30 protein-coding genes and 1 pseudogene are annotated in these 25,673 nt (G+C 62.9%); 24 read left to right on the top strand and 7 right to left on the bottom strand.

Annotated features, from left to right (window positions below):
• Nucleotides 1–38: 38 nt before the first annotated feature.
• Nucleotides 39–233: pseudogene (locus tag AC2FNY_RS03560) on the top strand (cupin domain-containing protein); the annotation flags it as partial.
• 238 nt (nucleotides 234–471) lie between these two features.
• On the opposite strand, the gene AC2FNY_RS03555 reads toward AC2FNY_RS03560, so the two are convergent.
• Both AC2FNY_RS03555 and AC2FNY_RS03550 read right to left on the bottom strand, forming a co-directional pair.
• A complete protein-coding gene (locus AC2FNY_RS03555) occupies nucleotides 472–678 on the bottom strand; it encodes a LuxR C-terminal-related transcriptional regulator (protein ID WP_234237207.1) in 207 nt (68 codons plus the stop codon).
• The gene (locus AC2FNY_RS03550) at nucleotides 678–1,376 is read right to left on the bottom strand and encodes a hypothetical protein (RefSeq protein ID WP_496801655.1); all 699 of its coding nucleotides are present in this window, start codon (nucleotides 1,374–1,376) and stop codon (nucleotides 678–680) included. The genes AC2FNY_RS03555 and AC2FNY_RS03550 overlap by 1 nt, the downstream gene beginning before the upstream one ends.
• An 87-nt stretch (nucleotides 1,377–1,463) precedes the next feature.
• Here AC2FNY_RS03550 and AC2FNY_RS03545 point away from each other — a divergent pair, with 87 nt between their 5' ends.
• From AC2FNY_RS03545 to AC2FNY_RS03470, 16 genes are all read left to right on the top strand, one after another.
• On the top strand, nucleotides 1,464–2,207 hold the full coding sequence (locus tag AC2FNY_RS03545) for an arginase family protein (protein ID WP_496801654.1): 744 nt from the start codon (nucleotides 1,464–1,466) through the stop codon (nucleotides 2,205–2,207).
• Nucleotides 2,207–2,401 (top strand): arginase family protein, encoded by a 195-nt coding sequence (locus AC2FNY_RS03540; protein ID WP_234166284.1) that lies wholly within the window; start codon nucleotides 2,207–2,209, stop codon nucleotides 2,399–2,401. The genes AC2FNY_RS03545 and AC2FNY_RS03540 overlap by 1 nt, the downstream gene beginning before the upstream one ends.
• 97 nt (nucleotides 2,402–2,498) lie before the next feature.
• Nucleotides 2,499–3,422, top strand: a complete 924-nt coding sequence (locus tag AC2FNY_RS03535; RefSeq protein WP_496801653.1) for an ABC transporter substrate-binding protein — start codon at nucleotides 2,499–2,501, stop codon at nucleotides 3,420–3,422.
• Between the two features lie 138 nt (nucleotides 3,423–3,560).
• A complete protein-coding gene (locus AC2FNY_RS03530) occupies nucleotides 3,561–3,740 on the top strand; it encodes a hypothetical protein (protein ID WP_496801652.1) in 180 nt (59 codons plus the stop codon).
• A gap of 4 nt (nucleotides 3,741–3,744) precedes the next feature.
• A complete protein-coding gene (locus AC2FNY_RS03525; RefSeq protein ID WP_255699783.1) occupies nucleotides 3,745–3,906 on the top strand; it encodes an ATP-binding cassette domain-containing protein in 162 nt (53 codons plus the stop codon).
• Nucleotides 3,907–3,944: 38 nt separating this feature from the next.
• A complete protein-coding gene (locus tag AC2FNY_RS03520; RefSeq protein ID WP_496801651.1) occupies nucleotides 3,945–4,514 on the top strand; it encodes an ATP-binding cassette domain-containing protein in 570 nt (189 codons plus the stop codon).
• A gap of 50 nt (nucleotides 4,515–4,564) precedes the next feature.
• Nucleotides 4,565–5,227, top strand: a complete 663-nt coding sequence (locus AC2FNY_RS03515) for an ABC transporter ATP-binding protein (RefSeq protein WP_496801650.1) — start codon at nucleotides 4,565–4,567, stop codon at nucleotides 5,225–5,227.
• Nucleotides 5,228–5,277: 50 nt separating this feature from the next.
• Nucleotides 5,278–6,036, top strand: a complete 759-nt coding sequence (locus tag AC2FNY_RS03510; RefSeq protein WP_496801649.1) for a branched-chain amino acid ABC transporter permease — start codon at nucleotides 5,278–5,280, stop codon at nucleotides 6,034–6,036.
• 67 nt (nucleotides 6,037–6,103) lie between these two features.
• On the top strand, nucleotides 6,104–7,126 hold the full coding sequence (locus AC2FNY_RS03505) for a branched-chain amino acid ABC transporter permease (RefSeq protein ID WP_496801648.1): 1,023 nt from the start codon (nucleotides 6,104–6,106) through the stop codon (nucleotides 7,124–7,126).
• Complete coding sequence (locus AC2FNY_RS03500; RefSeq protein ID WP_496801647.1) at nucleotides 7,123–7,992, top strand: amidohydrolase family protein; 870 nt, start codon at nucleotides 7,123–7,125, stop codon at nucleotides 7,990–7,992. The genes AC2FNY_RS03505 and AC2FNY_RS03500 overlap by 4 nt, the downstream gene beginning before the upstream one ends.
• Entirely contained in the window at nucleotides 7,993–8,784 is a 792-nt protein-coding gene (locus AC2FNY_RS03495) for an amidohydrolase family protein (protein ID WP_496801646.1), read from the top strand.
• A gap of 3 nt (nucleotides 8,785–8,787) precedes the next feature.
• Entirely contained in the window at nucleotides 8,788–10,503 is a 1,716-nt protein-coding gene (locus AC2FNY_RS03490) for an AMP-binding protein (RefSeq protein ID WP_496801645.1), read from the top strand.
• A gap of 45 nt (nucleotides 10,504–10,548) precedes the next feature.
• A complete protein-coding gene (locus AC2FNY_RS03485) occupies nucleotides 10,549–10,713 on the top strand; it encodes a hypothetical protein (protein ID WP_496801644.1) in 165 nt (54 codons plus the stop codon).
• On the top strand, nucleotides 10,679–11,983 hold the full coding sequence (locus AC2FNY_RS03480; protein ID WP_496801643.1) for an amidase: 1,305 nt from the start codon (nucleotides 10,679–10,681) through the stop codon (nucleotides 11,981–11,983). The genes AC2FNY_RS03485 and AC2FNY_RS03480 overlap by 35 nt, the downstream gene beginning before the upstream one ends.
• A 595-nt stretch (nucleotides 11,984–12,578) precedes the next feature.
• A complete protein-coding gene (locus AC2FNY_RS03475; protein ID WP_234136380.1) occupies nucleotides 12,579–13,403 on the top strand; it encodes a sulfite exporter TauE/SafE family protein in 825 nt (274 codons plus the stop codon).
• Entirely contained in the window at nucleotides 13,397–14,182 is a 786-nt protein-coding gene (locus AC2FNY_RS03470; RefSeq protein ID WP_496801642.1) for a hypothetical protein, read from the top strand. The genes AC2FNY_RS03475 and AC2FNY_RS03470 overlap by 7 nt, the downstream gene beginning before the upstream one ends.
• 9 nt (nucleotides 14,183–14,191) lie before the next feature.
• Here the strand turns inward: AC2FNY_RS03470 and AC2FNY_RS03465 are convergent, their stop codons facing one another.
• From AC2FNY_RS03465 to ccmI, 3 genes are read right to left on the bottom strand one after another with little or no spacing between them, the layout of a single operon-like run.
• Nucleotides 14,192–14,425 (bottom strand): DUF1289 domain-containing protein, encoded by a 234-nt coding sequence (locus AC2FNY_RS03465; RefSeq protein ID WP_234136382.1) that lies wholly within the window; start codon nucleotides 14,423–14,425, stop codon nucleotides 14,192–14,194.
• Between the two features lie 13 nt (nucleotides 14,426–14,438).
• Nucleotides 14,439–14,903, bottom strand: coding sequence for a Holliday junction resolvase RuvX (gene ruvX, locus AC2FNY_RS03460; protein ID WP_496801641.1), 465 nt, complete (start codon nucleotides 14,901–14,903; stop codon nucleotides 14,439–14,441).
• The gene (gene ccmI / locus AC2FNY_RS03455) at nucleotides 14,900–16,138 is read right to left on the bottom strand and encodes a c-type cytochrome biogenesis protein CcmI (RefSeq protein WP_496801640.1); all 1,239 of its coding nucleotides are present in this window, start codon (nucleotides 16,136–16,138) and stop codon (nucleotides 14,900–14,902) included. Before ccmI ends, ruvX begins: the two co-directional genes overlap by 4 nt.
• Before the next feature lie 177 nt (nucleotides 16,139–16,315).
• Between ccmI and AC2FNY_RS03450 the strand changes: the two genes are divergently transcribed.
• From AC2FNY_RS03450 to AC2FNY_RS03430, 5 genes are all read left to right on the top strand, one after another.
• Entirely contained in the window at nucleotides 16,316–17,560 is a 1,245-nt protein-coding gene (locus tag AC2FNY_RS03450; RefSeq protein WP_496801639.1) for a sarcosine oxidase subunit beta family protein, read from the top strand.
• A gap of 79 nt (nucleotides 17,561–17,639) precedes the next feature.
• Nucleotides 17,640–17,969, top strand: coding sequence for a TfoX/Sxy family protein (locus AC2FNY_RS03445; RefSeq protein ID WP_234136386.1), 330 nt, complete (start codon nucleotides 17,640–17,642; stop codon nucleotides 17,967–17,969).
• 4 nt (nucleotides 17,970–17,973) lie between these two features.
• Nucleotides 17,974–18,303, top strand: a complete 330-nt coding sequence (locus AC2FNY_RS03440; RefSeq protein ID WP_234136387.1) for a sarcosine oxidase subunit delta — start codon at nucleotides 17,974–17,976, stop codon at nucleotides 18,301–18,303.
• Between the two features lie 45 nt (nucleotides 18,304–18,348).
• Nucleotides 18,349–21,381 (top strand): sarcosine oxidase subunit alpha family protein, encoded by a 3,033-nt coding sequence (locus AC2FNY_RS03435; protein WP_496801638.1) that lies wholly within the window; start codon nucleotides 18,349–18,351, stop codon nucleotides 21,379–21,381.
• On the top strand, nucleotides 21,374–21,940 hold the full coding sequence (locus tag AC2FNY_RS03430; RefSeq protein WP_496801637.1) for a sarcosine oxidase subunit gamma: 567 nt from the start codon (nucleotides 21,374–21,376) through the stop codon (nucleotides 21,938–21,940). The genes AC2FNY_RS03435 and AC2FNY_RS03430 overlap by 8 nt, the downstream gene beginning before the upstream one ends.
• A gap of 184 nt (nucleotides 21,941–22,124) precedes the next feature.
• On the opposite strand, the gene AC2FNY_RS03425 is transcribed toward AC2FNY_RS03430, so the two are convergent.
• Nucleotides 22,125–22,877 (bottom strand): FkbM family methyltransferase, encoded by a 753-nt coding sequence (locus AC2FNY_RS03425; RefSeq protein ID WP_234136390.1) that lies wholly within the window; start codon nucleotides 22,875–22,877, stop codon nucleotides 22,125–22,127.
• Nucleotides 22,878–22,978: 101 nt separating this feature from the next.
• Here AC2FNY_RS03425 and AC2FNY_RS03420 point away from each other — a divergent pair, with 101 nt between their 5' ends.
• The gene (locus tag AC2FNY_RS03420; RefSeq protein ID WP_234136391.1) at nucleotides 22,979–23,578 is read left to right on the top strand and encodes a superoxide dismutase; all 600 of its coding nucleotides are present in this window, start codon (nucleotides 22,979–22,981) and stop codon (nucleotides 23,576–23,578) included.
• A 164-nt stretch (nucleotides 23,579–23,742) separates the two neighbouring features.
• On the opposite strand, the gene AC2FNY_RS03415 is transcribed toward AC2FNY_RS03420, so the two are convergent.
• The gene (locus AC2FNY_RS03415) at nucleotides 23,743–25,161 is read right to left on the bottom strand and encodes a protein adenylyltransferase SelO (RefSeq protein ID WP_496801636.1); all 1,419 of its coding nucleotides are present in this window, start codon (nucleotides 25,159–25,161) and stop codon (nucleotides 23,743–23,745) included.
• A gap of 64 nt (nucleotides 25,162–25,225) precedes the next feature.
• Between AC2FNY_RS03415 and AC2FNY_RS03410 the strand changes: the two genes are divergently transcribed.
• A complete protein-coding gene (locus AC2FNY_RS03410; RefSeq protein WP_234137011.1) occupies nucleotides 25,226–25,645 on the top strand; it encodes a cupin domain-containing protein in 420 nt (139 codons plus the stop codon).
• The last annotated feature ends 28 nt before the right edge of the window (nucleotides 25,646–25,673 follow it).

Below are 25,673 nucleotides of genomic sequence, written 5' to 3'. Positions count from 1 at the left end.
CCGATCACTATCACAAATGAGAAGATCAGACCTTTCACACCATCGAAGAACAGCTTGAGGTCAGGATCGGTGATGCGCATTACACTCTTGGGCCCGGCGATACGGTGCATTGCCCAAGCGGCGTTTCGCACTACCCGAAGAATGTCAGAGAAACGCAGGCAAAGCTGATCCGCTGGTTTTCCCCTGGGGAATTGGGCCGAAACGTCCCGGCAAAACAAGGTCGGCAAACATGACCTTGCTTTGATCAAAGAGCGTTTCTGCATTGCCTACCTTTAACCAATTCCTGCCGGGCAATCCGATTTGATCTGCCGAACAACCCGCTCCCTGGGCAGGCGGTTTTTGTGCATCGAAGCAGGTTAAATTCTCTGATCTTCTGCAGAACTCGTAACTTTTTGATATCGCCGGATTGTCGAGATCGACCCGCCCCCGAAATCAATCTCGAAACGCTTTACCGAGATCCCTGACTTTCAGTCATGCATTTTGGGTCAACAACCCGAACAGTTCGCTTTGAGATGAAATGTTCAATTTCTTGTAGAGATTGCGCCGGTGCACCTTGACCGTGTTACTTGATATCCCGAGCTTGTAGCCGACGGCACGGCTGGAATGGCCCTGCACGATCAGGGCTGCCACTTCGGCCTCGCGAACGGAGATTTGTTCTTCTCCGCTCCGGGAAACCATTAGAAGCGGTGTTCAAGCGAGATCGGAGTATCGGCATCCCGCTTTGTAGGCGTGATCAGGACCGATAGCAGGCTTGGCACGAGCACGGTTGACAATGCCCTGAACCGAGTGATCTCGCTGGCCCTGAACCGGCGTTTCCCGGAGTGTCGGCCGATTGAAAAGTTCACCGAAGTGTCGTCATCGAGGCGGGCGACGAAACCCATGTCGTCGACCAATCCCATCGGCCCGAAATACTTGGAATAGTATTCGCTTGTTTCAAAGCGGTCCGGCGCGATTTCCCGAAGCGGACACGCCACCCAGTTCTCGGTTTCAAGGGCCAGCTTGTAAAACGGGTCGAGCATATAATCGAACTGGGTGTAGTCGCGGTCGAACAGTACTTCCAGGCGGTTTTCCATAACCCATCTGAAAAGCGGCTCGGGCGTGGCGGCGCGATGGAATCGGAGCACCAGAACACTCTGCGTCGAAAAGACTTCGCGGCAGAACGGCACTACCTCGCGTGCGAACTCGTCCATCGTTCGCACGGCACACAGGCGACCGAAGAATTCGTACTCTTTCGAACTTCCTTGCAGGATCTTTTCGTCCTCCGTTTTGGAATAATTCCTAATCACCATAGATTTCCGCCTGCAATACTCCTCTGGTAGTATTGTTGAAACTTCTCCCCGCTGAAAGCCCGACAGAGGGAGGATGGCGTTCTGCATCACAAGAACACGACCTGTGCGCGGAACACTGCCTTGATCACATCCGAGCTCTACTATTGGCATGATACCCAGAATTGGTGCGGGTTTATGGTCCCCAGTCTGACCGCTCAGCCAGCTGAGCATTTCGAGAACCCTGAAACCAAACGTCGTCTTCAGAACCTGGTTCTGGCGACCGGTCTGTGGGACCACCTTTCACATGTCAGGCCGGAACCCGCTTCGGACGAAGTCATCCGGACGGTCCACCCGCAGAGTCATATAGATCACCTGTCGGCGGTCTGCGAACGGGGTGGCGGCGATGCCGGCGAGTTGACCCCGGCTGGTCCCGCCAGTCTTGAGATTGCGCGCCTGGCAGTGGGCGGAGCCATCGCGGCGATGGGCTTCTGTCTTTTCGCCAATGCGGCTCTGGGCATTCGGCATGTCCAGAAGACCTATGGCCTCACGCGGATCGCCGTTGTGGACTGGGATGTGCATCACGGCAACGGAACCGAGGCCATACTCCTCGACGATCCCGGCGTGCTGACCACATCGCTACATCAGGACAACCTTTTTCCGCTGGATTCGGGCGGTATCGGGCTCAAGGGCGCGGGCAACAGCAATATCAACGTCCTGCTGCCACCCGGTTCGGGTTCGGGCGCCTATCGCGAAGCCTTCGAGCAGATCGTCATTCCAGCACTTGACGCATTCGCGCCGGAACTGATCGTATTGCCATGCGGCTATGATGTCTCGGCCGTGGATCCGCTGGGCGTCTGCATGCGGTCATCCGAGGATTTCCGCTGGATGACGCGCCAGATGATAACGCTGGCCGCCAAGCATTGCCGGGGCGCATCGTAGTGACGCATGAAGGCGGGTATTCGCCTGTCTATGTTCCCTATTGCGGGCTTGCGGTTCTGGAAGAACTGAGCGGCGCATCCGATGCGCTGCCCGATCCCTTTGCCGACTTCATCACGAATTATGGCGGTCAGGCCCTGAGCAACGATCAGGCCGCCGCAATCAAGCGTGCGAAAGACGCGCATTTCTCAAGCTGACACACCCAGGGAGGTCCATATGACTAAAGATTTGAAACACATCCAAACCCGACGCGGGTTTCTGAAAGGCGCCAGCATGGCCACGAGCTAGGCCGCGATGCTGGCAGGGCTCAACAGCGCGGCACAGGCGCAATCGTCCGATCCGGTGGTGATCGGCTGCCCGGCGCCTCTGACCGGGATCGTCGCCGCGGACGGGATCGAATTCCAGCGCGGCATCCAGATGGCGGCGGACGAGATCAACGCGGTCGGCGGCATTCTCGGCCGTCCGATCGAGCTGGTCTTTGCCGACACGCAAAGCAAGGGGGGCGATGTTGTCATCCAGTCCGCCCAGCGGCTGATCGACCGGGTCAACGCCAGCGCCCTGATTACGGGCTATAACCTGGAAAACGGCACCGCGTTGCATGACGTGACCGCCGATGCCGGAATCATCGCGATGCATGCCAACACCGTGGCCGTGCATAACGAATTGGCGAAATCCGATCCCGACCGGTATTGGGGCACCTTCCAGTACGATCCGCCCGAGACGCTGTATGGCGGCGGCTTCCTCAAGTTCCTCAAGGATATCGAGGACAATGGAGAATTCAGCCGACCCAATGACATGATCGCGATCATCACCGGGCCGGGCATCTATTCGGTCAACATCGCCAATGCCATCCGCGATGAGGCCGGTGAATATGGTTATGATGTCTCGCTCAATGAAACGGTGGCCATTCCGGTATCCGACTGGGGACCGACCCTGGCCAAGCTGCGCGCCGATCCCCCGGTGGTGATCGTCGTCACGCACTTCTATCCGCAGGATCAGGCGCTGTTCATGAACCAGTTCATGACCGACCCGCCGAACAGTCTTGTCTATCTGCAATATGGCGCTTCGCTGGCCGCGTTCCGCGACATTGCAGGGGACAACTCGGTCGGTGTGACCTACGCGACAGTGCTTGGCACCTTGCAGGATGAAATGGGCGACGCCTTCGCCAAGGCCTACAAGGAACGGCATGGCGATCTGTCATCGACTGCCAGCGGCTGACAGACCTATTCGGCGCTTTATGCCTATTCCATTGCCGCCGCTCTCGCCGGTGGGCCGGGCGCGCCCTATGACGATGTGCAAAACAAGGCTGTTGCTGACCGCCTGCGGTCGCTGATCTATCTCGGGCCGGTGGGGACGATGCGTTTCCATGCCGATACGCAATCGGCCTGGAGCAATCCGACCGAAACCAACGACCCAAGCCTCGGCATGCCGCATATCTTCCGCCAGATCTTCGACAAGGCGGAAGATGGCGTGCTGATCGCCCCGCCGCCCTACAAGAAGGCCGGCTTCAAGATGCCGCCCTGGTTGAAGGGCTGAGGCTTTGACGGCCGAAGATGCACATGGCTTCCTCGAGCTCCGTGGCGTGACCAAGCGCTACGGAGCCCTTGCCGCGGTCGACGGGGTGGAATTCGCCGTCGACCGTGGCGAGGTTATCGGCATCGGCGGCCCCAACGGAGCGGGGAAAACAACTTTTCAGATCTGATCAGCGGGCTGACGCGAACCACCGACGGAACAATTCGCTTGCAGGGTCAGGATATTACCGGTCTTGCCCCGCATCGTCTGTGCCGGCTTGGCATGGCGCGGACATTCCAACTGAATTCCGGGTTCGACAACATGACAGTGTTTGAAAACCTGTTGACCGCGCGCGCCTTAGGGCGCCGCAGCGCCGGGGGATGGCTGCTGACGGCGCGGGCCGACAGCCAGGCAACACAGGCGCTTCTGGAAGAGGTCGGGCTGGCCGACATCGCGTCGGAACCGGTTGCGGGCATTCCCATCCTCGCGCGAAAGAAACTGATGATCGCCATGGCCCTGATCAGCGAGCCGGACATCCTGTTGCTGGACGAACCCGTTGGCGGCCTGACGCCGCCCGAGATTGATGAATTGATCGAACTGATGCTCACGCTCAAATCACGCGGCATGACGCTGGTTTTCATCGAACATGTCATGCGTTTCCTGACCGCGGTCGCGGACCGCGCAGTCATGATGCATCAGGGCCGCATCATCTATGACCGAACGCCCGGTGGGCTGGCCAATGACAAGACCGTTGCCGAGGTTTACCTGGGCAGCGCCGGGCTTGGAGGCGCGGCATGACCCAATTGTTATCGTGTAAAAATCTGGTTTCAGGCTACTTGAACCGGCCCGTGCTAAACGGCGTTTCAATCGAGATTCCACAGCAAGGCGTGCTGGCGTTGATCGGCCCCAACGGGCACGGCAAGACAACACTGTTGCGAACACTTTCCGGCTTCCTTCCTCTTCGCCAAGGCAAGATCACATTCGACGGGCAGGACGTCAGCCGGATGTCGGTGCAAAAGCGCGTCGAGGCCGGTCTGCTTCACGTTCCGCAAGGCGATCAGCTTTTCACCGAGATGACGGTGGAGGACAACCTTTTGATGGGCGCCTATCTGGCGTCGGACAAGGCCGAGATCGCCCAGCGTCTGGCCGATGCCTATCAGCTGTTCCCCAAGTTGAAGGATCGGCGCAATCAACTTGCCAGCGGCCTGTCTGCGGGCGAACGGCGCATGGTGGAGATCGGGCGTGGCCTGATGTCGGATGCGCGGCTGATCATGCTGGACGAGCCGTCGCTGGGCCTTGCACCGCTGGTGATCGAACGGATCTACGTCGCGCTGGACCAGTTGCGCAGCCGTGGCAAGGCGTTTTTGGAGGTCGAGGAAAACCCAAGCCGCCTCATGCCTTTTGCGGACCGGCTTTGCCTGATGGATGCTGGCCATATCGTCTGGCAGGGCAGCGCCGCCGAGGCGCGGGACTCGGGCGACATTCTCAAGACATATCTTGGAGGGCATTGACCCATTGATGTACTCATCCAGATTTTCTTTACCGGCGTGACCCTTGCGCGATGTATGCGCTGGCCTCGGTCGGGCTGTCGCTGATCTTTGGCACGTTGGGCATGTTCAACATGACCTATGGGCTGTTCATGACGCTGGGCGCCTATGCCGCCTATTCGGCGGCGAATGCGTCTCAACTGCCCTTGGTTCTGGGGTTTGTGGCCGCGATGGTCGCAGGCGCGTTGATCGGTGTGCTGACGCATCTTCTGATTATGCGCTTCATGCTGGGCACGCCGGATTTCGGATTGAACGTCATGGTCGCGACCGCAGGGCTTGGGGTCGTGTTGCAGGACATCGAGATCAAGATCTATGGCGGATACCTCTATCCGCAGGTCGTCCGGGTCGAGGGCCTTGCCCAGCTTGGCGGCGTGAGCATCACGCTTCAGGCGCTTACCAATGTTGCGGTGGCCTTGACGTTGATCCTGGGGACGGCGTGGCTGTTGATGAACACCCGCTTTGGTCGGGCGATCCGGGCGACGGCGATGAACCGCGAAGCCGTGATGCTAATGGGGGTCAAGGCCGACACGGAGTTTTTGCAGGTCATGGCACTGGCGGGGATGCTGGCCGGGGTCGCGGGGCTGATGATTTCGACACAGTCGACGCTTTCGCCGCAGATGGGGGGTGACCCACCGCTGAAAGCCTTCGTGATCTGCGTGGTCGCCGGGCTGGGCAATGTCTGGGGCGCGGGTGTCTGCGCCTTTGGCCTCGCGCTGCTGGAGGCAGCGATCGGGTGTTACTTCGGCGGCGGTTCGGGTTTCCGACCATGCTGATGCTGGTCATCCTCCTCCTGATCTGGCGGCCACAAGGGCTGTTTGGCCGCGAAAGGGTGGTGCGTCTATGAACCAGTCACATTCCTTGAAACGGCATCTTCTGGTGTCGGTGCTGATCGTCGCGGGCTTTGCCGCGCTGCCCCTGATCATGACGCAGCGATACCTTTTGGGCGAGGTTATCCTGTTCTTTCTCTGGGCGATGGTCGCAATGAACTGGAACCTGCTGATGGGGCATGCCGGCGTCTTTTCACTGGCCCAGATGCTGTTCTTCGCCACCGGTGCCTATGCCGTCGCCATGAGCACTTCCTATCTTGGTGTTTCGATCTGGGCGGCGTTGCCGCTGGCAGCCATCGTTTCGGCGATCCTTGCGTTTTTCATCGGGCTGGCCTGCCTGCGCCTGACGGGGGCCTATTCTGCCCTGCTGACCTATGCCATCGTTGGAATGGTTCATGTCCTGATCATCACCGAGACCGAGTGTTTCATGATGGTCCGCAACTCTTGCCAGCAAACGTTCGGCGGGGCGGCGGGTTTCTCGCAGTTCGAGGATTTCGGGTTCCGAAAAGTGCTTCGGGGCAAATGGATTCTGGGGAATTACTATGTCGCTCCGCTGGCCTTTGCGGTGACGATCCTGGGCATCGTCGTGATTATCCACGGGCGGCTGGGGCTGGCGTTTCGCGCGATCCGCGACAATGTTGGCTATGCCAGCAGTCGCGGCATCGACCGCCGGAAATACCAGATTGCCGCCTTTGCCATTTCGGCTTTTCTGACCGGGTTGGCCGGGGCGACCTATGCCGGGCATTTCCGCGCCGCCGGGCCCAGCCTGTTCGATTTCTCGACGCTGCTGTTCGTGTTGTCGATGGTCGTCGTCGGCGGCATCGGATCGACCTGGAGGCCGATCATCGGTGCGGGCACGATGATGCTGATCATCGAATTTTCCAAGGGTATGGGCGATGCACGTGATCTCATCCTCGGTGTAGCGCTGATTGTATTGGTCGTGGTGATGCCCAAGGGGCTGGCCGGGTCAGTGCGGCAGCTTCGCCAAATGCTGGGCCGAAAGGCTTCGAAAAACGAAGAAGAGTCGAAGCCATGACCAAAGCCGATGTCATCATCGAAAACGGCCGAGTGCTGACCATGAATGCAGCCGCTCCGCGCGCCAAAGCCGTCGCCCTGCGGGGCAGGGCAATCCTGGCGGTGCGCGGGCGGGACAAGATCGCGGCGATGGCAGGCCCCGACACACGCCGCTTTGACGCACAGGGCAACACGGTGATGCCCGGCATGGTCGAGGCGCATTTGCATCTTTTCCTGGGGGCTGCTGGCCTGCGTATGCTGCATCTAGACACTGTGCGCGGGGCGGCGGCGTTGCGGGACAGGTTGCATCCCTATGCGGCGGCCAACCCCGATGCGGCGCTGCTGATCTGCAAGGCGGCGGATTATACCCTGTTTGGCGATGGTGTTGCCACCACACGGCACTTGCTGGATGAGGTGCTGCGCGACCGCCCGTTCATCCTGATCGCGGGGGATCATCATACCGCCTGGGCCAATACGGCGGCGCTGGAGCGTGCGGGTGTGTTGCAAGGGCGCGACCCGCCCACGGGCAATGAAATTGTCATGGCCTCCGACGGCACGGCCACCGGCGAATTGCACGAACAGGCGGCGATTGATCCGGTCTTGTCGCTACGCTCTTCCGGCGGGCGGGAAAACCTCGGGTTGATGGGGCTTGAACCCGGTGACGGGTTGACCGCGGCCCAACGCGATGACGATCTTCGCGTGATGAAGGAAGGGCTGGAATACTGCGCCTCTTACGGCTTCACCAGCCTCCACAATTTGGACAGGAATCTCTATCAGCATGCCTTGTTGCGTGATCTGGAGGAGCGGGGCGAATTGATCTGCCGCACCGAAGTGTTGTTTCACCTGACGCCGGAAAAACCGCTGAGCGCGCTGGACGAGGCCGGTTGAATGCACGAAGCCTATCGCTCTGACCGGTTGCGGTCAGGGCGGATCAAGATGTTCATGGACGGGGTAATTGACAGCGGCACAGGTTTTCTGGTCGGCGATTACGCCGACCGCCCCGGTTGGAGTGGTGAGCCCTGCATTCGGCCGAGCATTTCGCCGCTGCCGCGATCGAAGCCGACAGGCGGGGGGTGCAAATCAGCGTTCATGCCATCGGTGACGCTTCCGTCCAGCGCGTGCTGGATGGGTACGAGGCCGCGCAGGGCCAATGGCGCACGTGACAGCCGACACAGAGTCGAGCATATTGAGCTCTTGCACCCTGCCGATGCCCATCGCCTGCGCGAACTGGGCGTCGTGGCATCCATGCAGCCGCCGCATCCGCCGGGCGCCATGGATTTCCCGCTGGAGCCGTGGCGTAGCAAAGCTGGCGAGGGACGCTGGCCGCAGGCCTTTCCGGTGCGCGCCCTTTTGAACGACGGTGTCCCGCTTGCCTTTTCGTCGGATTGGCCCGTGTCGGACATAGACCAGATGCGCGGCATCAAGGCCGCGATGACTCGGCAAAGGTGGACCACGGATTGCCCGGACAACCGACTGTCTCTGACAGAGGCCCTGTATGGCTATTCCGCAGGTGGCGCATACGCGGGGTTCGATGAACACCGCCTGGGCCGGATCGCGCAGGGCATGCAGGCCGATATTGTGGTATTGGACCGGGACCTCGAGGCGCTTGCGCCAGAAGAAATCGACACGGCCCGTGCCGCGCTGTCGTTGTGCGGCGGCGAAACAACTTGGGAGGCTTAGGAGATGGCAAAGCAAAACGAGGCTGCCGTATTGGCTGCCCGGGATGGTCTTTCTCATGTTAAGGGGGGACACCAGCCGGACCTTACCGACGCAACGATCCCGCAATTGCTGCGCGAGGCTGCTCTGCGCTGCGGAGCGAGTGACGCGCTGATCTTTGCGGATAGGCGCCTAAGCTATGACGCGTTTGCGCAGGCGGTGGATGACCTTGCCTGCGGGTTTCTGGCGCTTGGGCTCCAAAAGGGGGACCGGCTGGGCATCTGGTCGCCCAACCGCATCGAATGGGTTCTGACGCAATTCGCCACCGCAAGAATCGGTGTGATCCTCGTCAACATCAACCCGGCCTATCGCCTGAGCGAACTGGAATATGCCCTGAACAAGGTGGGCTGCAAGGCGCTGGTGCTGGCGCCCGCGTTCAAGACCTCGGACTATCTGGAGATGATCCGCACCCTTGCACCGGAGCTGGCAAATTGCGAGAAGGGCGGGCTGCGGGCAGAGAAGCTCCTCGAACTGCGGCATGTGATCGTCATGGGCGATGACACGGCGCAATCCGGTGAATGGGCGTTTGGCGAAATTGCCCGCATGGGTGGCGCTGAACACCGTGACCGCCTGCCGGAACTCGACAAGGTGCTGCACCCGGACGATCCGATCAACATCCAGTTCACCTCGGGCACGACGGGCCAACCCAAGGGGGCCACGCTGACGCATCGCAACATCGTCAACAACGCGCGGTTCGTGACCGACCGGATCAATCTGACCGAGCGGGACAGGCTCGCGATTCCGGTGCCGCTCTATCACTGTTTCGGCATGGTAATGGGCGTGCTGGGGGCGGTCAGCAAGGGCGCGACGATGGTGTTCCCAGGCGAGGCCTTTGACCCGGAACAGACGCTGGACACGGTCGAGGCGGAACGGTGCACGGCGCTTTATGGTGTGCCGACCATGTTCGTGGCGATGTTGCAGGAATTGTCCGCAACTCCGCGCGATCTGTCGTCGCTGCGCACCGGTATCATGGCGGGGTCTCCCTGTCCGGTCGATGTGATGAAACAGGTCAACGACCGGATGCACATGGGCGAGGTTACGATCTGCTACGGCATGACCGAAACCTCGCCCGTGTCTTTTCAAAGCTTTGTTGACGACAGCACCGACAAGCGGTGTGAAACCGTGGGTCGGATCCACCCCCACTTGGAGGTCAAGATCGTCGATGACACCGGGCAGACCGTGCCCGTGGGCGTTCAGGGAGAGCTGTGCACGCGCGGCTATTCGGTGATGCAGGGCTATTGGGACGACCCTGAACGCACCGCCGAGGCGATCCGCGACGGCTGGATGCATACCGGCGATCTCGCCGTTCTGGACGCGGAAGGGTTCTGCACGATCACCGGGCGCGTCAAGGATATGATCATCCGGGGCGGCGAGAACGTTTATCCGCGCGAGATCGAGGAGTTCCTGTTCGGCCATCCTGACATCAAAGAGGTCCAGGTCTTTGGCATTCCCGACGCACGAATGGGCGAAGAGGTCTGTGCATGGGTCGTCGCCAAACCAGGTCGCGAGATCACCGCCGAAGACGTGCGCGCCCATTGCCAGGGGCAAATCGCTCATTTCAAGGTGCCCCGTCATGTCCGCATCGTGACGGAGCTGCCGATGACCATCACCGGCAAACCACAGAAATTCATCATGCGCGACCGGATGGTCGAAATGCTCGGCCAGGCCGAGGCCTCGGACTAACGCCACGCAACGACAACGTTCGACCCAGAGACAGGAGAGATGAACATGAAGCTGAGCGAATACGCCTCTTATGACGCCACGGGACTGGCCGAACTGGTCGCCCGCAAAGAGGTTTCGGCGGACGAGCTGACCGACGCGGCGCGGTATTGCCGCCGTGAACCCGCAGCTGAATTTCATGCTGGATGCCATGGAGCCGCCCATTGCCGGTGACAGTTCCGGCGCTTTCGCCGGGGTGCCCTTTCTGATCAAGGATATCATGATGACGGCGGCGGGGGTGCCGCAGGGGATGGGCACGCGTTTGCTGGGCAACGACGTGTATGTCGCGCCGCATGATGGTGAATTGATGCGGCGGTTCAAGGCGGCGGGGCTGTACACTCTGGGGCGCACCACCACACCGGAATACGGTTTCAACGCCACGACCGAGTCCCTGGCCACCGGGCCCAGCCGCAACCCGTGGGATCCGTCCCGCACCACCGGTGGCTCCAGCGGCGGTGCCTCAGCCGCCGTGGCCGCCGGGGTTGTGCCCATAGCGCATGCCAATGACGGCGGCGGGTCCATCCGTATCCCCGCCGCCTGTTGCGGGCTTGTCGGGCTCAAGCCCAGCCGGGGGCGCACGCCGCTCGGCCCGGATGCCCAGCTTGTCATACTGGGGCTCGGGCACGAATTCGCGGTCACCCGCACGACGCGGAATGCCGCCGCCCTTCTGGATCTGGTTGCAGGCCCCGAGGTGGGATCGTTCATCCCTTTCGCAAACCCGCAGACGCCCTATGGCGACAGCATTAAGCGCCCGATGCAGGGCCTCAGGATCGCTATCGCGCCAACCGGTTTTCAGGGCACCGCCCCGACCGATGCAGGTATCTCGGCCGAGGTCGTTCGCGTCGGAAAGCTTCTGGCCGACCTTGGCCACAACGTCGAGGAAATCGACCACATCCCACCGGACCAGGAACAGTTTCACAGGGCGAACCACCGGTTCTGGATGGCCACGCTGGCCGCCGCCTCTCAGACGCTCACGACGGCTTTTGGTATTCCGGCCAGCACGGATGTGTACGAAACCTGCACATTGAAGGGGATCCAGGACGGCCAGGCCATGTCAGCGGTAGACATGATGGAAGCGGTGCAGATCATGGGAATGACCGGTCACCAGATGGGCGCGTTCTTTGCAGGCTACGATGCCGTGATCCTGCCGCCCTTTGCCGCACCGCCCATTCCGCTGGGCGTGCTGGAACAGTACCATCCCGACTGGAGCGCGCGGCGGTTCTATGATGAGCTCTTCAACCGCTTCAACGCGACCGCGCCTTTCAACGTGATGGGCCAACCCGCGATCACCGTGCCCACCGGCCTGGTCGAGGGGCTGCCGGCCGGTGTGCAGATCGCGACGTCGCTGGCACGAGAGGATATTCTGCTGAACCTGTCGGCCCAGTTAGAAGACGCGACAGACTGGTTCGCGCGCCGCCCGGCGGTTTCCGTCGCCAATCTCTGAACGCTGGAGAGGCCGGGCGTTGGCACAGGCCATCGGGAGAGATGAGATGCGCTGGCCTTGATACTATCGAAGCTGCTCTTGGCGCGTGACTTGTCGTGGGCATGTATCCTTTCTCTCGTGTTTTGACACCGTTCCGGATCGCGCTACCGAGCCGCGCAGGATCAGTGCAATTCATATTGGAATGATCGCTTCTGCAACATGGGCAGCATTGCAGCGATAGACATGCCTCAAGCAAGAAGCGTTACTGCGTCAGCGAAGAACGAAAGATGAATGACAGACAAGTCCGCACCCTGTTCCATGCCACAGATTTCTTCGCTGCGCTGCGCATCAATGGCCGCTGCTTCGGCTGCGTTGCGGTATGAGGTGTTTCGCTCATTCGGTGGATTTCACGCTGCGAGCGCACACAGCAGAAAATCCGGATTCACCGGTTGGGCTCTAAGCGGCCATTCTTCATTTCGCGCTGCATACGCAGTCTGCCGATGACGCTCCAGTCAAACTCATGTGACCCTGGACAAGCTCATAGCCCCACAAGAGCGCTTTTCCTTGCCACGCTGGCGTTGTACCCCTGTCAGAACCAAAGCGCGGAGACCGACCGATGCCCGACATGATGCTGCTGATGCAGATGCTGGCCCTGCTGATCGTCATCGGTGCGCTGGCCGGGGTGCTGGCGGGGTTGCTGGGCGTGGGGGGCGGTATCGTGCTGGTCCCGGCCTTCTTCTACGCGTTCCAGACGCTGGGCTATGGCGGGCCGCAGTTGATGCAGATGTGTCTGGCCACCTCGCTCGCCACCATCATCGTGACCTCTCTGCGCTCGGTCCTGAGCCATAACAAGAAGGGCGCGGTGGATTGGGATATCCTGCGCGGCTGGGGGCCGGGGATCGCGGTGGGCGCGGTTCTGGGGGTGATGGTGGCGGCCTCGCTGCGCTCGGTCGCGTTGCAGGCGCTGTTTGGCGTGCTGGGGATCGTGATCGGCGCCTATCTGGGGCTGGGCCGTGCCCATTGGCGGCTGGGCGAGGCGATGCCGGGCGGTCCGCGCCGGTTGATCCTGTCGCCCATGGTGGGCTTTCTGTCGGTACTGATGGGGATTGGCGGCGGCAGCTTTGGCGTGCCTCTGATGAGCCTTTACAACACGCCCATTCACCGCGCGGTCGCCACCGCCGCGGGCTTTGGCGTGATTATCGCGGTTCCTTCGGTGCTGGGGTTCCTGTTCTTGCAGATCGACCCGGCGCAGCGGCCGCCGCTGACGGTGGGGGCGGTCAATCTGGTGGCCTTTGGCGTGGTCATCTGCATGACCCTGATCACCACCCCCTGGGGGGTGAAACTGGCCCATGCGATGGACCCCAAGCCGCTGAAACGCATCTTTGCGGTGTTCCTGACGTTGGTTGCGCTCAACATGCTGCGCAAGGCGCTGGGATGGTAGAGGCCTTTCTGCGCCGGGGCTGGCTGCGGTTTCCGTTCGACCCGGTGCTGGCGGACTGGGTCGCTCATGTGCTGCCCGCCGCGCGGCGGGCGGTGACGGACCCGGCCCATGCCCAATGGCTCGATTGCGAGGGGACCTGGTTCATCGGCGTCGATGCATTGGACAATGACGAAACGGGCCGGGTGGGGGACGGTCCGCCGCTGGCGGGCCAGGCGATCGACTTCATCACCCGTCACCTGGGCGTGTTGCCCCTGCATCGTGGGCAGGTTTCGGTGACCTATCCGGGCTATCCCCGTCCGCGCCGGGGCGAGGGTGAGGCGGCCTTTCGCTATCGCCTGAACCGGGGGGCGGCGCATGTGGACGGGTTGAAGCCCGAAGGCCCTGACCGGCGCCGTCATGTAGATGAACCGCATGGCTGGATCCTCGGCCTGCCGCTGAGCGAAGCGCCGCCCGAGGCCTCCCCGCTGATCCTGTGGGAGGGCAGCCACCGCATCCTGGGCCCCGCGCTGGCGCGCGCGATGGAAGGGTATCTGCCCGAGGACTGGCCGCGCGTTGACGTGACCGAGGCTTATCAGGCAGCGCGGCGCGAGGTGTTCGAAACCTGCCCCAAAATCGTGCTGCATGCCCGCCCGGGCGAGGCCTATCTCTTGCACCGTCATTGCCTGCACGGGGTCGCGCCTTGGGCAGACGGAGCCGATGCAGGGCCGGATGGTCGCATGATCGTCTATTTCCGACCCGAGCTGCGCAATGGCGTCGAAGGTTGGGTTGCGCAGGTCTAGCGCTGCGGCTTAGTCCTGCGCCTGTCTTGCGGCGCGACCACCTCGCCGTTTGCGCAGCTGGGGTGCGCGGCCTGGCAGTTCTTCCATGATCGCGCGACGCTCTTCGGGCTGCATCCGCGACCAGCGCGAGATCTCGTCGATGGTGCGGAAACAACCCGTGCAGATTCGTTCGGTCGGGTGCACCACGCAGATGCGGATGCAGGGGCTGTCGACCTCGTTGCGTTTCCAGACCATGTCGGACATCGGCCAAAGCCCCTTAGAGATTGCGCAGGCGATCCAGCGCCCCTTGCAAGATATAGGCCGCTGCGACGTGGTCGATCACCTCTGAGCGACGCTTTCGTGTCGTATCCGCCTCAAGCAGTGCCTTTTCCGCCGCTACCGTGCTCAGGCGCTCGTCCCAGAAGGTGATCGGAACCTCGGTCAGGCGGCTCAGGTTGCGGGCAAAGGCGCGGGTCGACTGACAGCGCGGCCCCTCGCTGCCATCCATGTTGCGGGGCAGGCCCAGCACGATCCCTGCGATCTCGCGCTGCTCGACAATTGCAAGCAGGGCGCTGGCATCCAGTCCGAACTTCTTGCGGCGGATGGTTTCCAGCGGGGTGGCCACGCCGCGCATCCGGTCGGATACGGCAACGCCAATGGTCTTGTCGCCCAGATCAAGCCCGGACAGCGCACTGAACGGCGGCAGGGCGGCGGCGAACTCTTCGACCGTGTCGCAGATCATTCGCCCAGCCCCGCCTTTTGCGCGGCGCTTTCTATCAGCACCAGCGCATCCGCGCTTTCGGCATAGACCTGACGCGCCTCCTCCAGGATGGCGCGGGCGCGGTCGGTTTCGCCCAGCACGGCAAGGGCGCCGATCAGGCGACCCCATTCCTGCGGCGTTCCGCCTTCGGTGGCCAGCCGGGTCGACAGGCGGGTCACCATGCCCCGGATCATCTCAGCCCGGGTCTCGGCGTCCATCTCGGAGGCGGCTTCGACATCCTCGCGCCGCGGGCCGGGCAGAGAGGCGGTGTCGGCCGGTGGGGCAGGCGGGGTATAGTCGTTGACGCCGGCCCGCATCGCCAGTTCGCCGATCTGATCGCGGATCGCCTGACCCCAGGCGGTGCCCGCCGGAGCGGTCTGCAACGTGCGCGCCCAGGTGTTGAATGCCAGGTCGGGCCGCCCGATCTGGGCCAGCATGGTGCCCCAGTAATAGCGCGCGGGCCCGTATTCCGGGTCACGCCGCAGCGCCTCGAACAGCACCGCCTCGGCCTCGGGTGACACATAGCCGCCGGCGGCGCGGATCATCAATTCGGCCTGTTCGGTGAAATCCTGCGGACTGGCATCGCCCTGAAGCAGGGCGATCACGCGTCCCTTGGCGGTATAGGCCGCCAGGAAGTTGCCGGTATTGGCCTCATGCTGGGCCAACAGCATATGGCCCTGGATATCGTCGGGGCGCTGGGCCACGGTGTCGCGCAGTTTCTCCAGCAGATCGGCATAACCCGGTTCCAGCTGCGGTGCGGGCTGTGCGGGAATGCGTGCCTCGGCCTCACCCTGGCCGGGGCGGTCGGTGCGGTTCGCCTGGGCAATGTCAAGGCGCAGTTGCAGCGGCAGGTCGCCATAGCCCGGCGCGCCGAGACGGGAGTAGAGCGTCATCGTGCCGCCCACGATCACCACCGCACCAACCAGTGCCGCCAGCCCGGCCTTGCGGCGGGACTGTCCATCGCCTTCGGCCTCGGCTCGCATCTGGGCATCGGCGGCCAGGATGCGGCGCGAGATCTCGGTGCGGATGCGCTCGGCATCCGCGGCGTCGATCACGCCGCGCGCCAGATCGCGGTCAACGCCCGCAAGCTGATCGCGATAGACACGCAGGTCATAGGCCGCCGCCGGTTCCGCCGCAGCGCGTGCGCGCAGCATCGACAGCGCCAGCAGCGCCGCCACGGTCAGGGCCATCAGGGTGACGAGGATCCAGAATGTCATGAGCGCTCCGCATTGATGCCCTTCATCTAGACCTGCCTGTGCGCTGAAAAAAGGGGCAAAAGGACGCGAGGCGGTGCCATGTCGCAATCTCGCAATATTGCGGCGGTCCGGGACGGGGCTATGCTGGGGGGGCACGGCATATCTGCCACCAAGTCACGAACCGGATCGGATTCGCACATGAAGCACTATTCCGCCTTTGCCGTTGCGCGCGAAGCGCTGCGTTATCACACCGGATGGGAGCGCGCCTGGCGCTCGCCCGAACCCAAGAAGCGCTATGACGTCGTCATCGTCGGCGCTGGCGGTCACGGGCTTGCCACCGCCTATTACCTTGGCAAGAATTACGGCATCCAGAATGTGGCCGTGATCGAGAAGGGCTGGCTGGGCGGCGGCAATACCGGGCGCAACACCACCATCATCCGCTCGAACTACCTCCAGGATCCTTCGGCGGCGATCTATGAAAAGGCCCGCTCGCTCTACGAGACGATGAGCCAGGACCTGAACTATAACGTGATGTTCAGCCCGCGCGGCGTGATGATGCTGGCCCAGACCCAGCACGAGATCCGCGGCTACAAGCGCACCGCGCACGCCAACGCGCTGCAAGGGGTCAAGACCGAGTGGATCGGCCCCGAGCGGGTCAAGCAGCTGGTGCCGATCATCAACCTGCACGGGCCGCGCTATCCGGTGCTGGGCGCGCTCTGGCAAGAGCGCGGCGGCACCGCGCGCCACGATGCGGTGGCCTGGGGCTATGCGCGGGCCTGCTCGGCCATGGGCATGGACATCATCCAGCAATGCGAGGTCACCGGCGTGCGCCGCGAAGGCGGCCAGGTTGTCGGTGTCGACACCACCAAGGGGTCGATCGATTGCGGCAAGCTGGGCGTCGTGGTGGCGGGTCATTCCGGCCAGCTGGCCGAGATGGCGGGCTTCCGCCTGCCGGTCGAGGCGCTGGCGCTTCAGGCGCTGGTGTCCGAGCCGATCAAACCCTGCATGGACGTGGTGGTGATGGCCAACACGGTGCATGGCTACATGTCGCAATCCGACAAGGGCGAGATGGTGATCGGCGGCGGCACCGACGGGTTCAACAACTTTACCCAGCGCGGCAGCTTCCACCATATCGAGGAGACCGTGCGCGCCCTGGTCGAGACCTTCCCGATGATCAGCCGGCTCAAGATGCTGCGCCAATGGGGCGGCATCGTGGATATGACCGGCGACCGCTCGCCCATCATCTCGAAAACGCCGCTGGGCGGCTGCTTCATCAACTGCGGCTGGGGCACTGGCGGGTTCAAGGCGATCCCCGGATCGGGCTGGGCCATGGCACAGTTGATGGCAACGGGCCATTCGCCGCTGGCCGAGGCTTTCTCGCTCGACCGCTTCAAGGAAGGCCGCTTCATCGACGAGAGCGTGGCCGCAGGGGTGGCGCATTGACCAAGATTTTTCTCCGAAAAATCTTGTGCAGAGTTTTCGTCGAAAACTCTGATCGCCGCGCAGACGCGAGGGGGGCGTGATGGCCTATTCCGAAGCCCTGGCCGAGACGATGCGCGCCGATCTGGGCGTCGAGCCAGGCCTGTCCGAAAAGAAGATGTTCGGCGGGCTCTGTTTCCTGTTGCATGGCAACATGGTCTGCGGCGTCACCCGCGACGGCGCCATGTACCGCCCCGGCAAGGCGCGCGAGGGCGCGGCGCTGGAACTGGGCGCGCAACCGCTTTCGTTCACCGGCCGCCCGATGGGCGGCATGGTGGAGCTGGACGCCGGCGCCTTTGAAGACGACGCGCTGCGCGCAAAACTGACCGAATTCTCGCTGGCCCATGCGGCCGGCCTGCCGCCGAAAGGATGAAGACATGCTGATCCTTACCTGTCCCTATTGCGGGGTCGAGGCCGATGAAACCGAACTCGCCGCGGGCGGCGAAGCGCATCTGAAGCGTTTTGGCCCGGGCTCGAGCGATGAAGAGCTTCATGGCTATCTGTTCACCCGTGAAAACCCCAAGGGTGTGCATCTGGAACGCTGGCGCCATGCCTCGGGCTGCGGCAAGTGGTTCCATGCCGCCCGCTGTACCGCCACGCTGGAAGTGTTCGGCACCTACAAGGCGCAGGTCAGCGGCCCGCCGCAGGAAATCCGCGACGCGATCAGCGCCAAACGCCCCGGCTGGAGCTGGAGGGAATTCTCCTGATGTCCGCCTCTGTCATGACTTTCTCTTGCGAAAGGTTCACGTAAGATGAGCACCCGTCTCGCAAAACAGGGCCGCCTGATCGACCGTTCGAAACAGGTGACCTTTACCTTCAACGGCACCACCATGCGCGGGTATGAGGGCGATACGCTCGCCTCGGCGCTGCTGGCCAACGACCAGATGATGATGGGCCGCTCGTTCAAGTATCACCGCCCGCGCGGGGTGGTGGCCAGTGGCGCCGAAGAGCCCAACGCGCTGGTCGGTCTGGGTGAGGGGACGCGGTTCGAGCCGAACCAGCGCGCCACCACGACCGAGCTGTTCGATGGTCTCAAGGCCGCCAGCCAGAACCATTGGCCGAACCTCGATTTCGATATCGGGGCGGTGAACACCTATCTGTCGCGCTTTCTGCCGGCGGGCTTTTACTACAAGATGTTCATCCACCCGGCGCCGTTCTGGAAACATGTCTATGAACCGATCATCCGCCGCTCGGCCGGTCTGGGCAAGGCGCCCAACAAGGAGCTGGTGGATGCCGATACCTATGAGCATTTCCATGTCCATACCGATATCCTGGTGATCGGCGGCGGCGTGGCCGGGTTGCAGGCGGCCAAGGTGGCGGCAAGCTCGGGCGCGCGGGTGCTGCTGATCGAGCAGACCGCCCATTGGGGCGGCCGCGCGCCGGTCGATGGCGGCACCATCGACGGCCTGTCGCCCGACGAATGGGTGAGCCGCACCCTGGCCGAGCTGGAAGCGATGGACAACGTCACCCTGCGCGCCCGCACCATGGGCGCCGGTGTCTATGACCACGGCTATGCCCTGGGATACGAGCGGGTGGCCGACCATACGCCCGGCGTGCCCGGGCCGCGCCACCGGTTGTGGCGGATCCGCGCCAAGCAGATCGTCAGCGCCACCGGCGCCATCGAACGGCCGCTGTCCTTTGCCGGCAACGATGTGCCCGGCGTGATGTTGGCGGGCGCGATGCGCGACTATGTGGTGAACTGGGGCGTGACCCCGGGCCAGCGCGTGGTGGTTGCCACCAACAATGACGATGCTTACCGCACCGCGATCATCCTGAAAAAGGCCGGAGTCGATGTGCTGCGCATTCTCGACGCCCGCAAGGAGGGTGGCGGAGCGCTGGCCGACGAAGCGCGCGCGCTGGGCATCCGGGTCGATCCCGGCAAGGCGATTGCCAAGGTCAAGGGCGGCAAGCGGGTCAGGAAGATCTCGATCTGCAACCAGGACGGCGTTGGCGGCGCCCGCGAAGAGGTCGAGGCCGATGCGGTCGCGATGTCGGGCGGTTGGTCGCCGGTGGTGCATATGTGGTCCCATTGCGGTGGCAAGCTGATCTGGGACCGCGCCAATGCGCATTTCCGCCCCGATCCCGACCGTCCGCCGCTGGGTGCGGATGGCAAGGGCTATGTGGTGGCCGCCGGGTCCGCAAACGGCCCGCTGGCGCTGGATCAGGTGATGGCCGACGCCGATGCCGCGGGCAAGGCCGCGGCCAAGGCGGCGGGCTTTACCCCCAAGCGCACCAAGGCGCCCGAGGGGGCGGCCGAGGGCGAGAACGCGATGGAAGCGGTCTGGCTGATGCCCGCAAATGCCGAGGTGCAGCTGCGGATGAAATCCTGGCTCGACTTCCAGAACGACGTCAAGGTTTCGGACGTGCAACTGGCCGCGCGCGAGGGGTATGAAAGCGTTGAACATACCAAGCGCTATACCACGCTGGGCATGGCGACGGATCAGGGCAAGTTGAGCAATATCAACGGCCTGGCGATCCTTGCTGATGCGTTGAACGCGGATATCCCGCAGGTCGGGACCACCACCTTCCGCCCGCCTTACACGCCGATCTCGATGGGTGCCATCGGCGGCGAGGCGCGCGGCGAGGTGTTCCAGCCGGTGCGCAAGACGCCGATCTATGACTGGAGCAACGCCAATGGCGCCGACTGGGAACCGGTTGGCCAGTGGCGCCGTCCCTTTGCCTATGTCCGTCCGGGCGAAAGCGTGCATGATGCGGTCAATCGCGAGGTCAAGAACACCCGCGAGAACCTCGGCCTGCTCGATGCCTCGACGCTGGGCAAGCTGATCGTCAAGGGGCCGGACGCGGGCAAGTTCCTCGACATGCTCTACACCAACATGATGAGCACGCTGAAACCGGGCAAATGCCGCTATGGCCTGATGTGTTCGGAAAACGGGTTCCTCATTGACGACGGCGTGGTTGCGCGGATCGACGAGGACACGTTCCTGTGTCACACCACCACCGGCGGCGCCGAGCGCATCCATGGTCACATGGAGGAATGGCTGCAAACCGAATGGTGGGACTGGAAGGTCTATGTCGCCAACGTGACCGAGCAATATGCCCAGATCGCCGTGGTCGGCCCCAAGGCCCGCAAGGTGCTGGAAAAGCTGAACGCCAAAGCGGGCGGCGGCATGGACCTGTCGGCCGAGGCGCTGCCCTTCATGGAATGGCGCGACGGGCGGATTGGTGAGTTCGACGCGCGCGCCTATCGGATCTCGTTCTCGGGCGAGCTGAGTTACGAGATCGCGGTTCCGGCAAGCCAGGGTCTGGCCTTCTGGGAGGCGCTGGTGGATGCGGGCAAGGAATTCGGCGTCATGCCCTATGGCACCGAGTGCCTGCACATCCTGCGCGCCGAAAAGGGCTTCATCATGATCGGGGACGAGACCGACGGCACCGTGATCCCGCAGGATCTGGGGCTGCACTGGGCTCTGTCCAAGAAAAAGGACGATTACCTGGGCAAGCGCGCGCAGGAACGCAGCCACATGGCCGACCGCGACCGCTGGAAACTGGTGGGTCTGGAAACGGTCGACGGCTCGGTTCTGCCGGATGGTGCCTATGCGGTGGGCGAGGGCGTCAACGCCAATGGTCAGCGCAACATGATCGGGCGGGTCACCTCGACCTATTACTCGGCGAACCTGGGCCGTGGCATCGCCATGGGCCTGATCCAGCACGGGCCGGACCGGATGGGCGAGATCGTCGAATTCCCCGGTACCGACGGCAAGACCTACAAGGCCAAGATCGTGGACCCGGTTTTCTATGACAAGGAAGGGGCGAAACAGAATGTCTAAACCTGTCAGCGCATTGATGGGTGCCGCCTATGACGGCATCGTGCGGGTCGAGGAATGCGGCCTGCAAGGCATGATCACCCTGCGGGGCGATCTGGCTTCGAAACCGGTCATCGCAGCGGCCACCGGCGCCACCGGGCAGGACATGCCCGGTCAGCGCCGCGCCAATGTGGCGGGTCACAGCGGTCTGTGCTGGATGTCGCCCGACGAGCTGCTGGTGCTGGTGCCCCATGGTGAGGTCGGCGACAAGCTGGCCGCCATGACCAAGGCCTTGGGCGATGCCCATAGCCTGGCGGTGGATGTGTCGGATGCCCGTGCCATGTTTCGTGTCTCGGGCGCAAACGCGCGCGAAGTGATGGCCAAGCTCGCCCCGGTCGATTTCGCCCCGGGCGCCTTCGGCCCCGGCGATTTCCGCCGCTCGCGCCTGGCGCAGGTGGCCGGTGCCTTCTGGATGGAGGAGGATGGCAGCTTCTGCATCATCTGCTTCCGGTCGGTCGCCGATTACGTGTTCAAGCTGCTGAAAGTGGCCGCGCAACCGGGAAGCGCTGTCGGCGTGTTCTGAGCACTTCGGCGGCTTTCTCGCCAGCGATTGAAATGCCCGGCCCCTGATGGGGGCCGGGCTTTTTTTCGGAGCGATCATTTGCCTGGAAAGGAGAGGATTTGCGTCCGCGATATCTGGCGCGACGGCGTGTTCTGTACGATCCGTTGAGTGGTCGAAGCTCCCAAGGGGCGTCTGATCCACCCCTTCAGCCGCTGAACAGGAAACTGCGAAAGCGGGTTTGTGCCTCGGGTGCGATAAGGTCGGCGCGTGCGCCGGTCTCGTCGGTGGCCTCGGAATAGAATGCCAGATCTCGCACCAGCTCTGCCATTGCCGGTGCGCGCTTCGTTTCCTCCAGAAACGGTGCATGGGTCGACAAGTAAAAGGCCGGACGATGGGCGCGCAGCCAGTCTGTCAGTGTAGGCACGACGCCGAATTCGGCCCCCTCTACATCCATCTTGACCAAGGAGACGCCCGACAGGTCGACCGTCTGTGCAAACTGGCCCCAGCCGATGGTCAAAGCCTCTGTGCCATGCGCCCCCGAAGCCAGCAGTGAGGTCATCGAATCCCCAGCCTCGCCCCCGAACGAGGCCATGCGCGCCAGCCCGAACCCGTCCGACAGCGCCACGCCAAATGCCGAGACATTGCGGATGTCGTTCAGCTCCAGGTTCCACAAGAGATGGCGCAGCGCCACCGGATCGGGTTCGAAACACCAGACATGGCGCGCCCGGCGCGCGGCATAAAGGACGGTCGGCCCGATCCAGGCGCCGATATCGACATAGTCGCGATCAGGCGACAGGTATTGGTCTAAAACGGTAAATGTCTCGGGCTCCCATCCGCCCGCCGTGGCCTTGCGCCAGAATTTGGAATGATAGGGATCAAGCCGGAAGGGCTCGCCATTCAGCGCGCCCGCATAATAGCCGCGCGCCCGATAGGCCATCTTGCGCAATCCGGTGAACATGTGCCCAATACCCCGCTTTTGCCGTCTCGGCCCTTGACCTCTGCCCGCCCGGGAAGCATGTAACCTTGGGACCGCAACAGAAATTTCAACAGGGGGCCAAGATGGCTTTTGAACTTCCCGACCTTCCTTATGCACATGATGCGCTGGCTTCCAAGGGCATGAGCGCCGAGACGCTGGAATATCACCACGACTTGCACCACAAGGCCTATGTCGACAACGGCAACAAGCTGATCGCCGGGACCGAGTGGGAATCGAAGTCGATGGAAGAGATCATCACCGGCACCTACAACAAGACCGCCGTGGCGCAGAACGGCATCTTCAACAACATCAGCCAGCTGTGGAACCACAACCAATTCTGGGAAATGATGGGCCCGGGCGAGAGCACGATGCCGGGCGAACTGGAAAAGGCGCTGGTCGAGAGCTTTGGGTCGGTCGACGAGTTCAAGTCGCAGTTTTCCGCCGCAGGTGCTGGTCAGTTCGGTTCGGGCTGGTGCTGGCTGGTCAAGAATGCCGACGGTTCGCTAGCGGTGACCAAGACCGAGAACGGCGTCAACCCGCTCTGCTTTGGTCAGACCGCGCTGCTGGGCTGTGATGTGTGGGAGCATTCCTATTACATTGATTTCCGCAACAAGCGCCCTGCGTACCTGTCGAACTTCCTCGACAATCTGGTGAACTGGGAAAACGTCGCCTCGCGCATGTAACCTTGCGCAAGGTTTGACTGTTCAGGCCCGGTCCCCGTTCGGGGACCGGGTTGTTACATGTAGCGCAGACGTGATGACCTGCATTGCGACATCGGGGCGCTGCCCCGCCTACAAAATTCGTCGAATTTTGTAGGCCCCCGGAGTATTTTGAGCGAAACGAAGGATCAGGTTCCGCAGAACGTGGCGGGGACGATCTCGCTTGTCGTTGGCGGGCGGGTCAGGTCGAAATGATCGGGCTGATCCTCGTAAGGGCGGGCAAGTACCGTGTTGAACCGCTGGAAGAGGGTATAGTCGCCTTCGACCGCCGCCGCGATCATCTGTTCGATACGGTGATTGCGCGGGATGAAGGCGGGATTGATGCTGCGCATCACCGCCTCGGGGGCGGCCTCTTGCGTGATGCGCTGTCGCCAATCCGCGGCCCAGCTGTCATAGGCGACGGGATCGGTGAAATGATCGCGTGCTCGATCGCTGCCAAGAGTGCGGAACGTGTTGGTGAAATCGGCCTGTTCGCGTGCCATGCGGGTGAGCAGATCGGTCACAAGCGGTTTGTCCGTTTCCCTTGGGGCGGAAATGCCGATCTTGGCGGCAAAGACGCGTAACCACTCGCGCTCCAGCAGGGCGGGCATGGCATGCACGATCTCAGTGGCTTCTTCGACGGCGGCCTCTTTGTCCTCGGCCTGCTGGATCAGTGCGGTCGCCAGCTGTGCCAGGTTCCAGACCGCGATATCGGGTTGGTTGGAATAGGCATAGCGCCCGTAGCGGTCGATCGAGGAATAGACCGTGTCGGGGTGATAGGTATCCATAAAGGCGCAGGGACCATAGTCGATGGTCTCGCCCGCGATCGAGCTGTTGTCGGTATTCATCACCCCGTGGATGAAGCCCACCCCCATCCAGGCCGCGATCAGCCGCGCCTGGGCATCGCGTACCGCCGCAAGCAGACCCATTGGCCCTTGGGTCTCTGGGTAGTGGCGGGCGATGGCGTAATCCGTCAGCCGTTTCAGATACGCAATCTCGCCGCGTGCGGCAAAGACCTGGAACGTGCCCACCCGCAAATGGCTCTGCGCCACCCGTGTCAGCACCGCGCCGGGCAGGGCGCTCTCGCGCCGCACCGTCTCGCCGGTTTCGACCGCCGCCAGCGCGCGGGTGGTGGGGATGCCAAACGCGGCCATAGCCTCGCTCACCACATATTCGCGCAGCACCGGGCCAAGCCAGGCCCGTCCGTCGCCGCCCCGTGAATAAGGCGTGCGGCCCGCGCCTTTGAGCTGGATGTCGCGGCGGATACCGTCGCTGCCCAGCACCTCGCCCAACAGGATCGCGCGCCCGTCACCCAGTTGCGGGTTGTAATTGCCGAACTGGTGCCCGGAATACAGCTGGGCCAGCGGCTCGGCGCCTTGCGGAACGGCGTTACCGGCAAAGACCTGCGCCATCTCCTCGACCTCGCCGGGGGCGATGCCCAGAAGGCGGGCCAGATCGGTGTTGAAGGCAACGAGGCGTGGCGCGCGCACCGGCTGGGGGGCCTGCGCGGTATAGAAACCACCCGGCAGGCGGGCATAGCTGTTGTCGAAGGGGATCGCGATTGTCATGGGGCCAAGATATGCTGGACGGAACAAAAGACCAGCCCCAAGCGAGGACCCCATGACCGCAGATATGCACGCCGAAGACATCATCCGCCGACTGGAGCTGGAACCGCACCCCGAGGGTGGCTGGTACCGGCAGACCTGGATTGCACAGAATCCGGGCCGTGCCAGTGGCACCTGCATCTATTTCCTGCTGAAATCGGGCGAGCGCAGCCATTGGCATCGAGTCGATGCCACCGAGATCTGGCTTTGGCATGCCGGTGCGCCGCTGGTCCTGTCGATGAGTGAGTCCGATACCGGCCCCGCCAGCGATCACATGCTGACGCCCGATCTGAACGCGGGCGCGCCGCAGCTGATCGTGCCGTCGGGCTGGTGGCAGGCGGCGCGAAGCACGGGTGAATATACGTTGGTCAGCTGCACCGTCTCGCCAGGCTTCCGGTTCGAAGGCTTTGAACTGGCGCTGCCGGGGTTTGACATTCCACGCGCCTGAGGGAGGCGGTGCCGCCGGATGGGCGGCA

The organism is Ruegeria sp. BHSC223, assembly GCF_059613025.1.
This window is presented reverse-complemented; position numbering and strand designations above follow the sequence as displayed.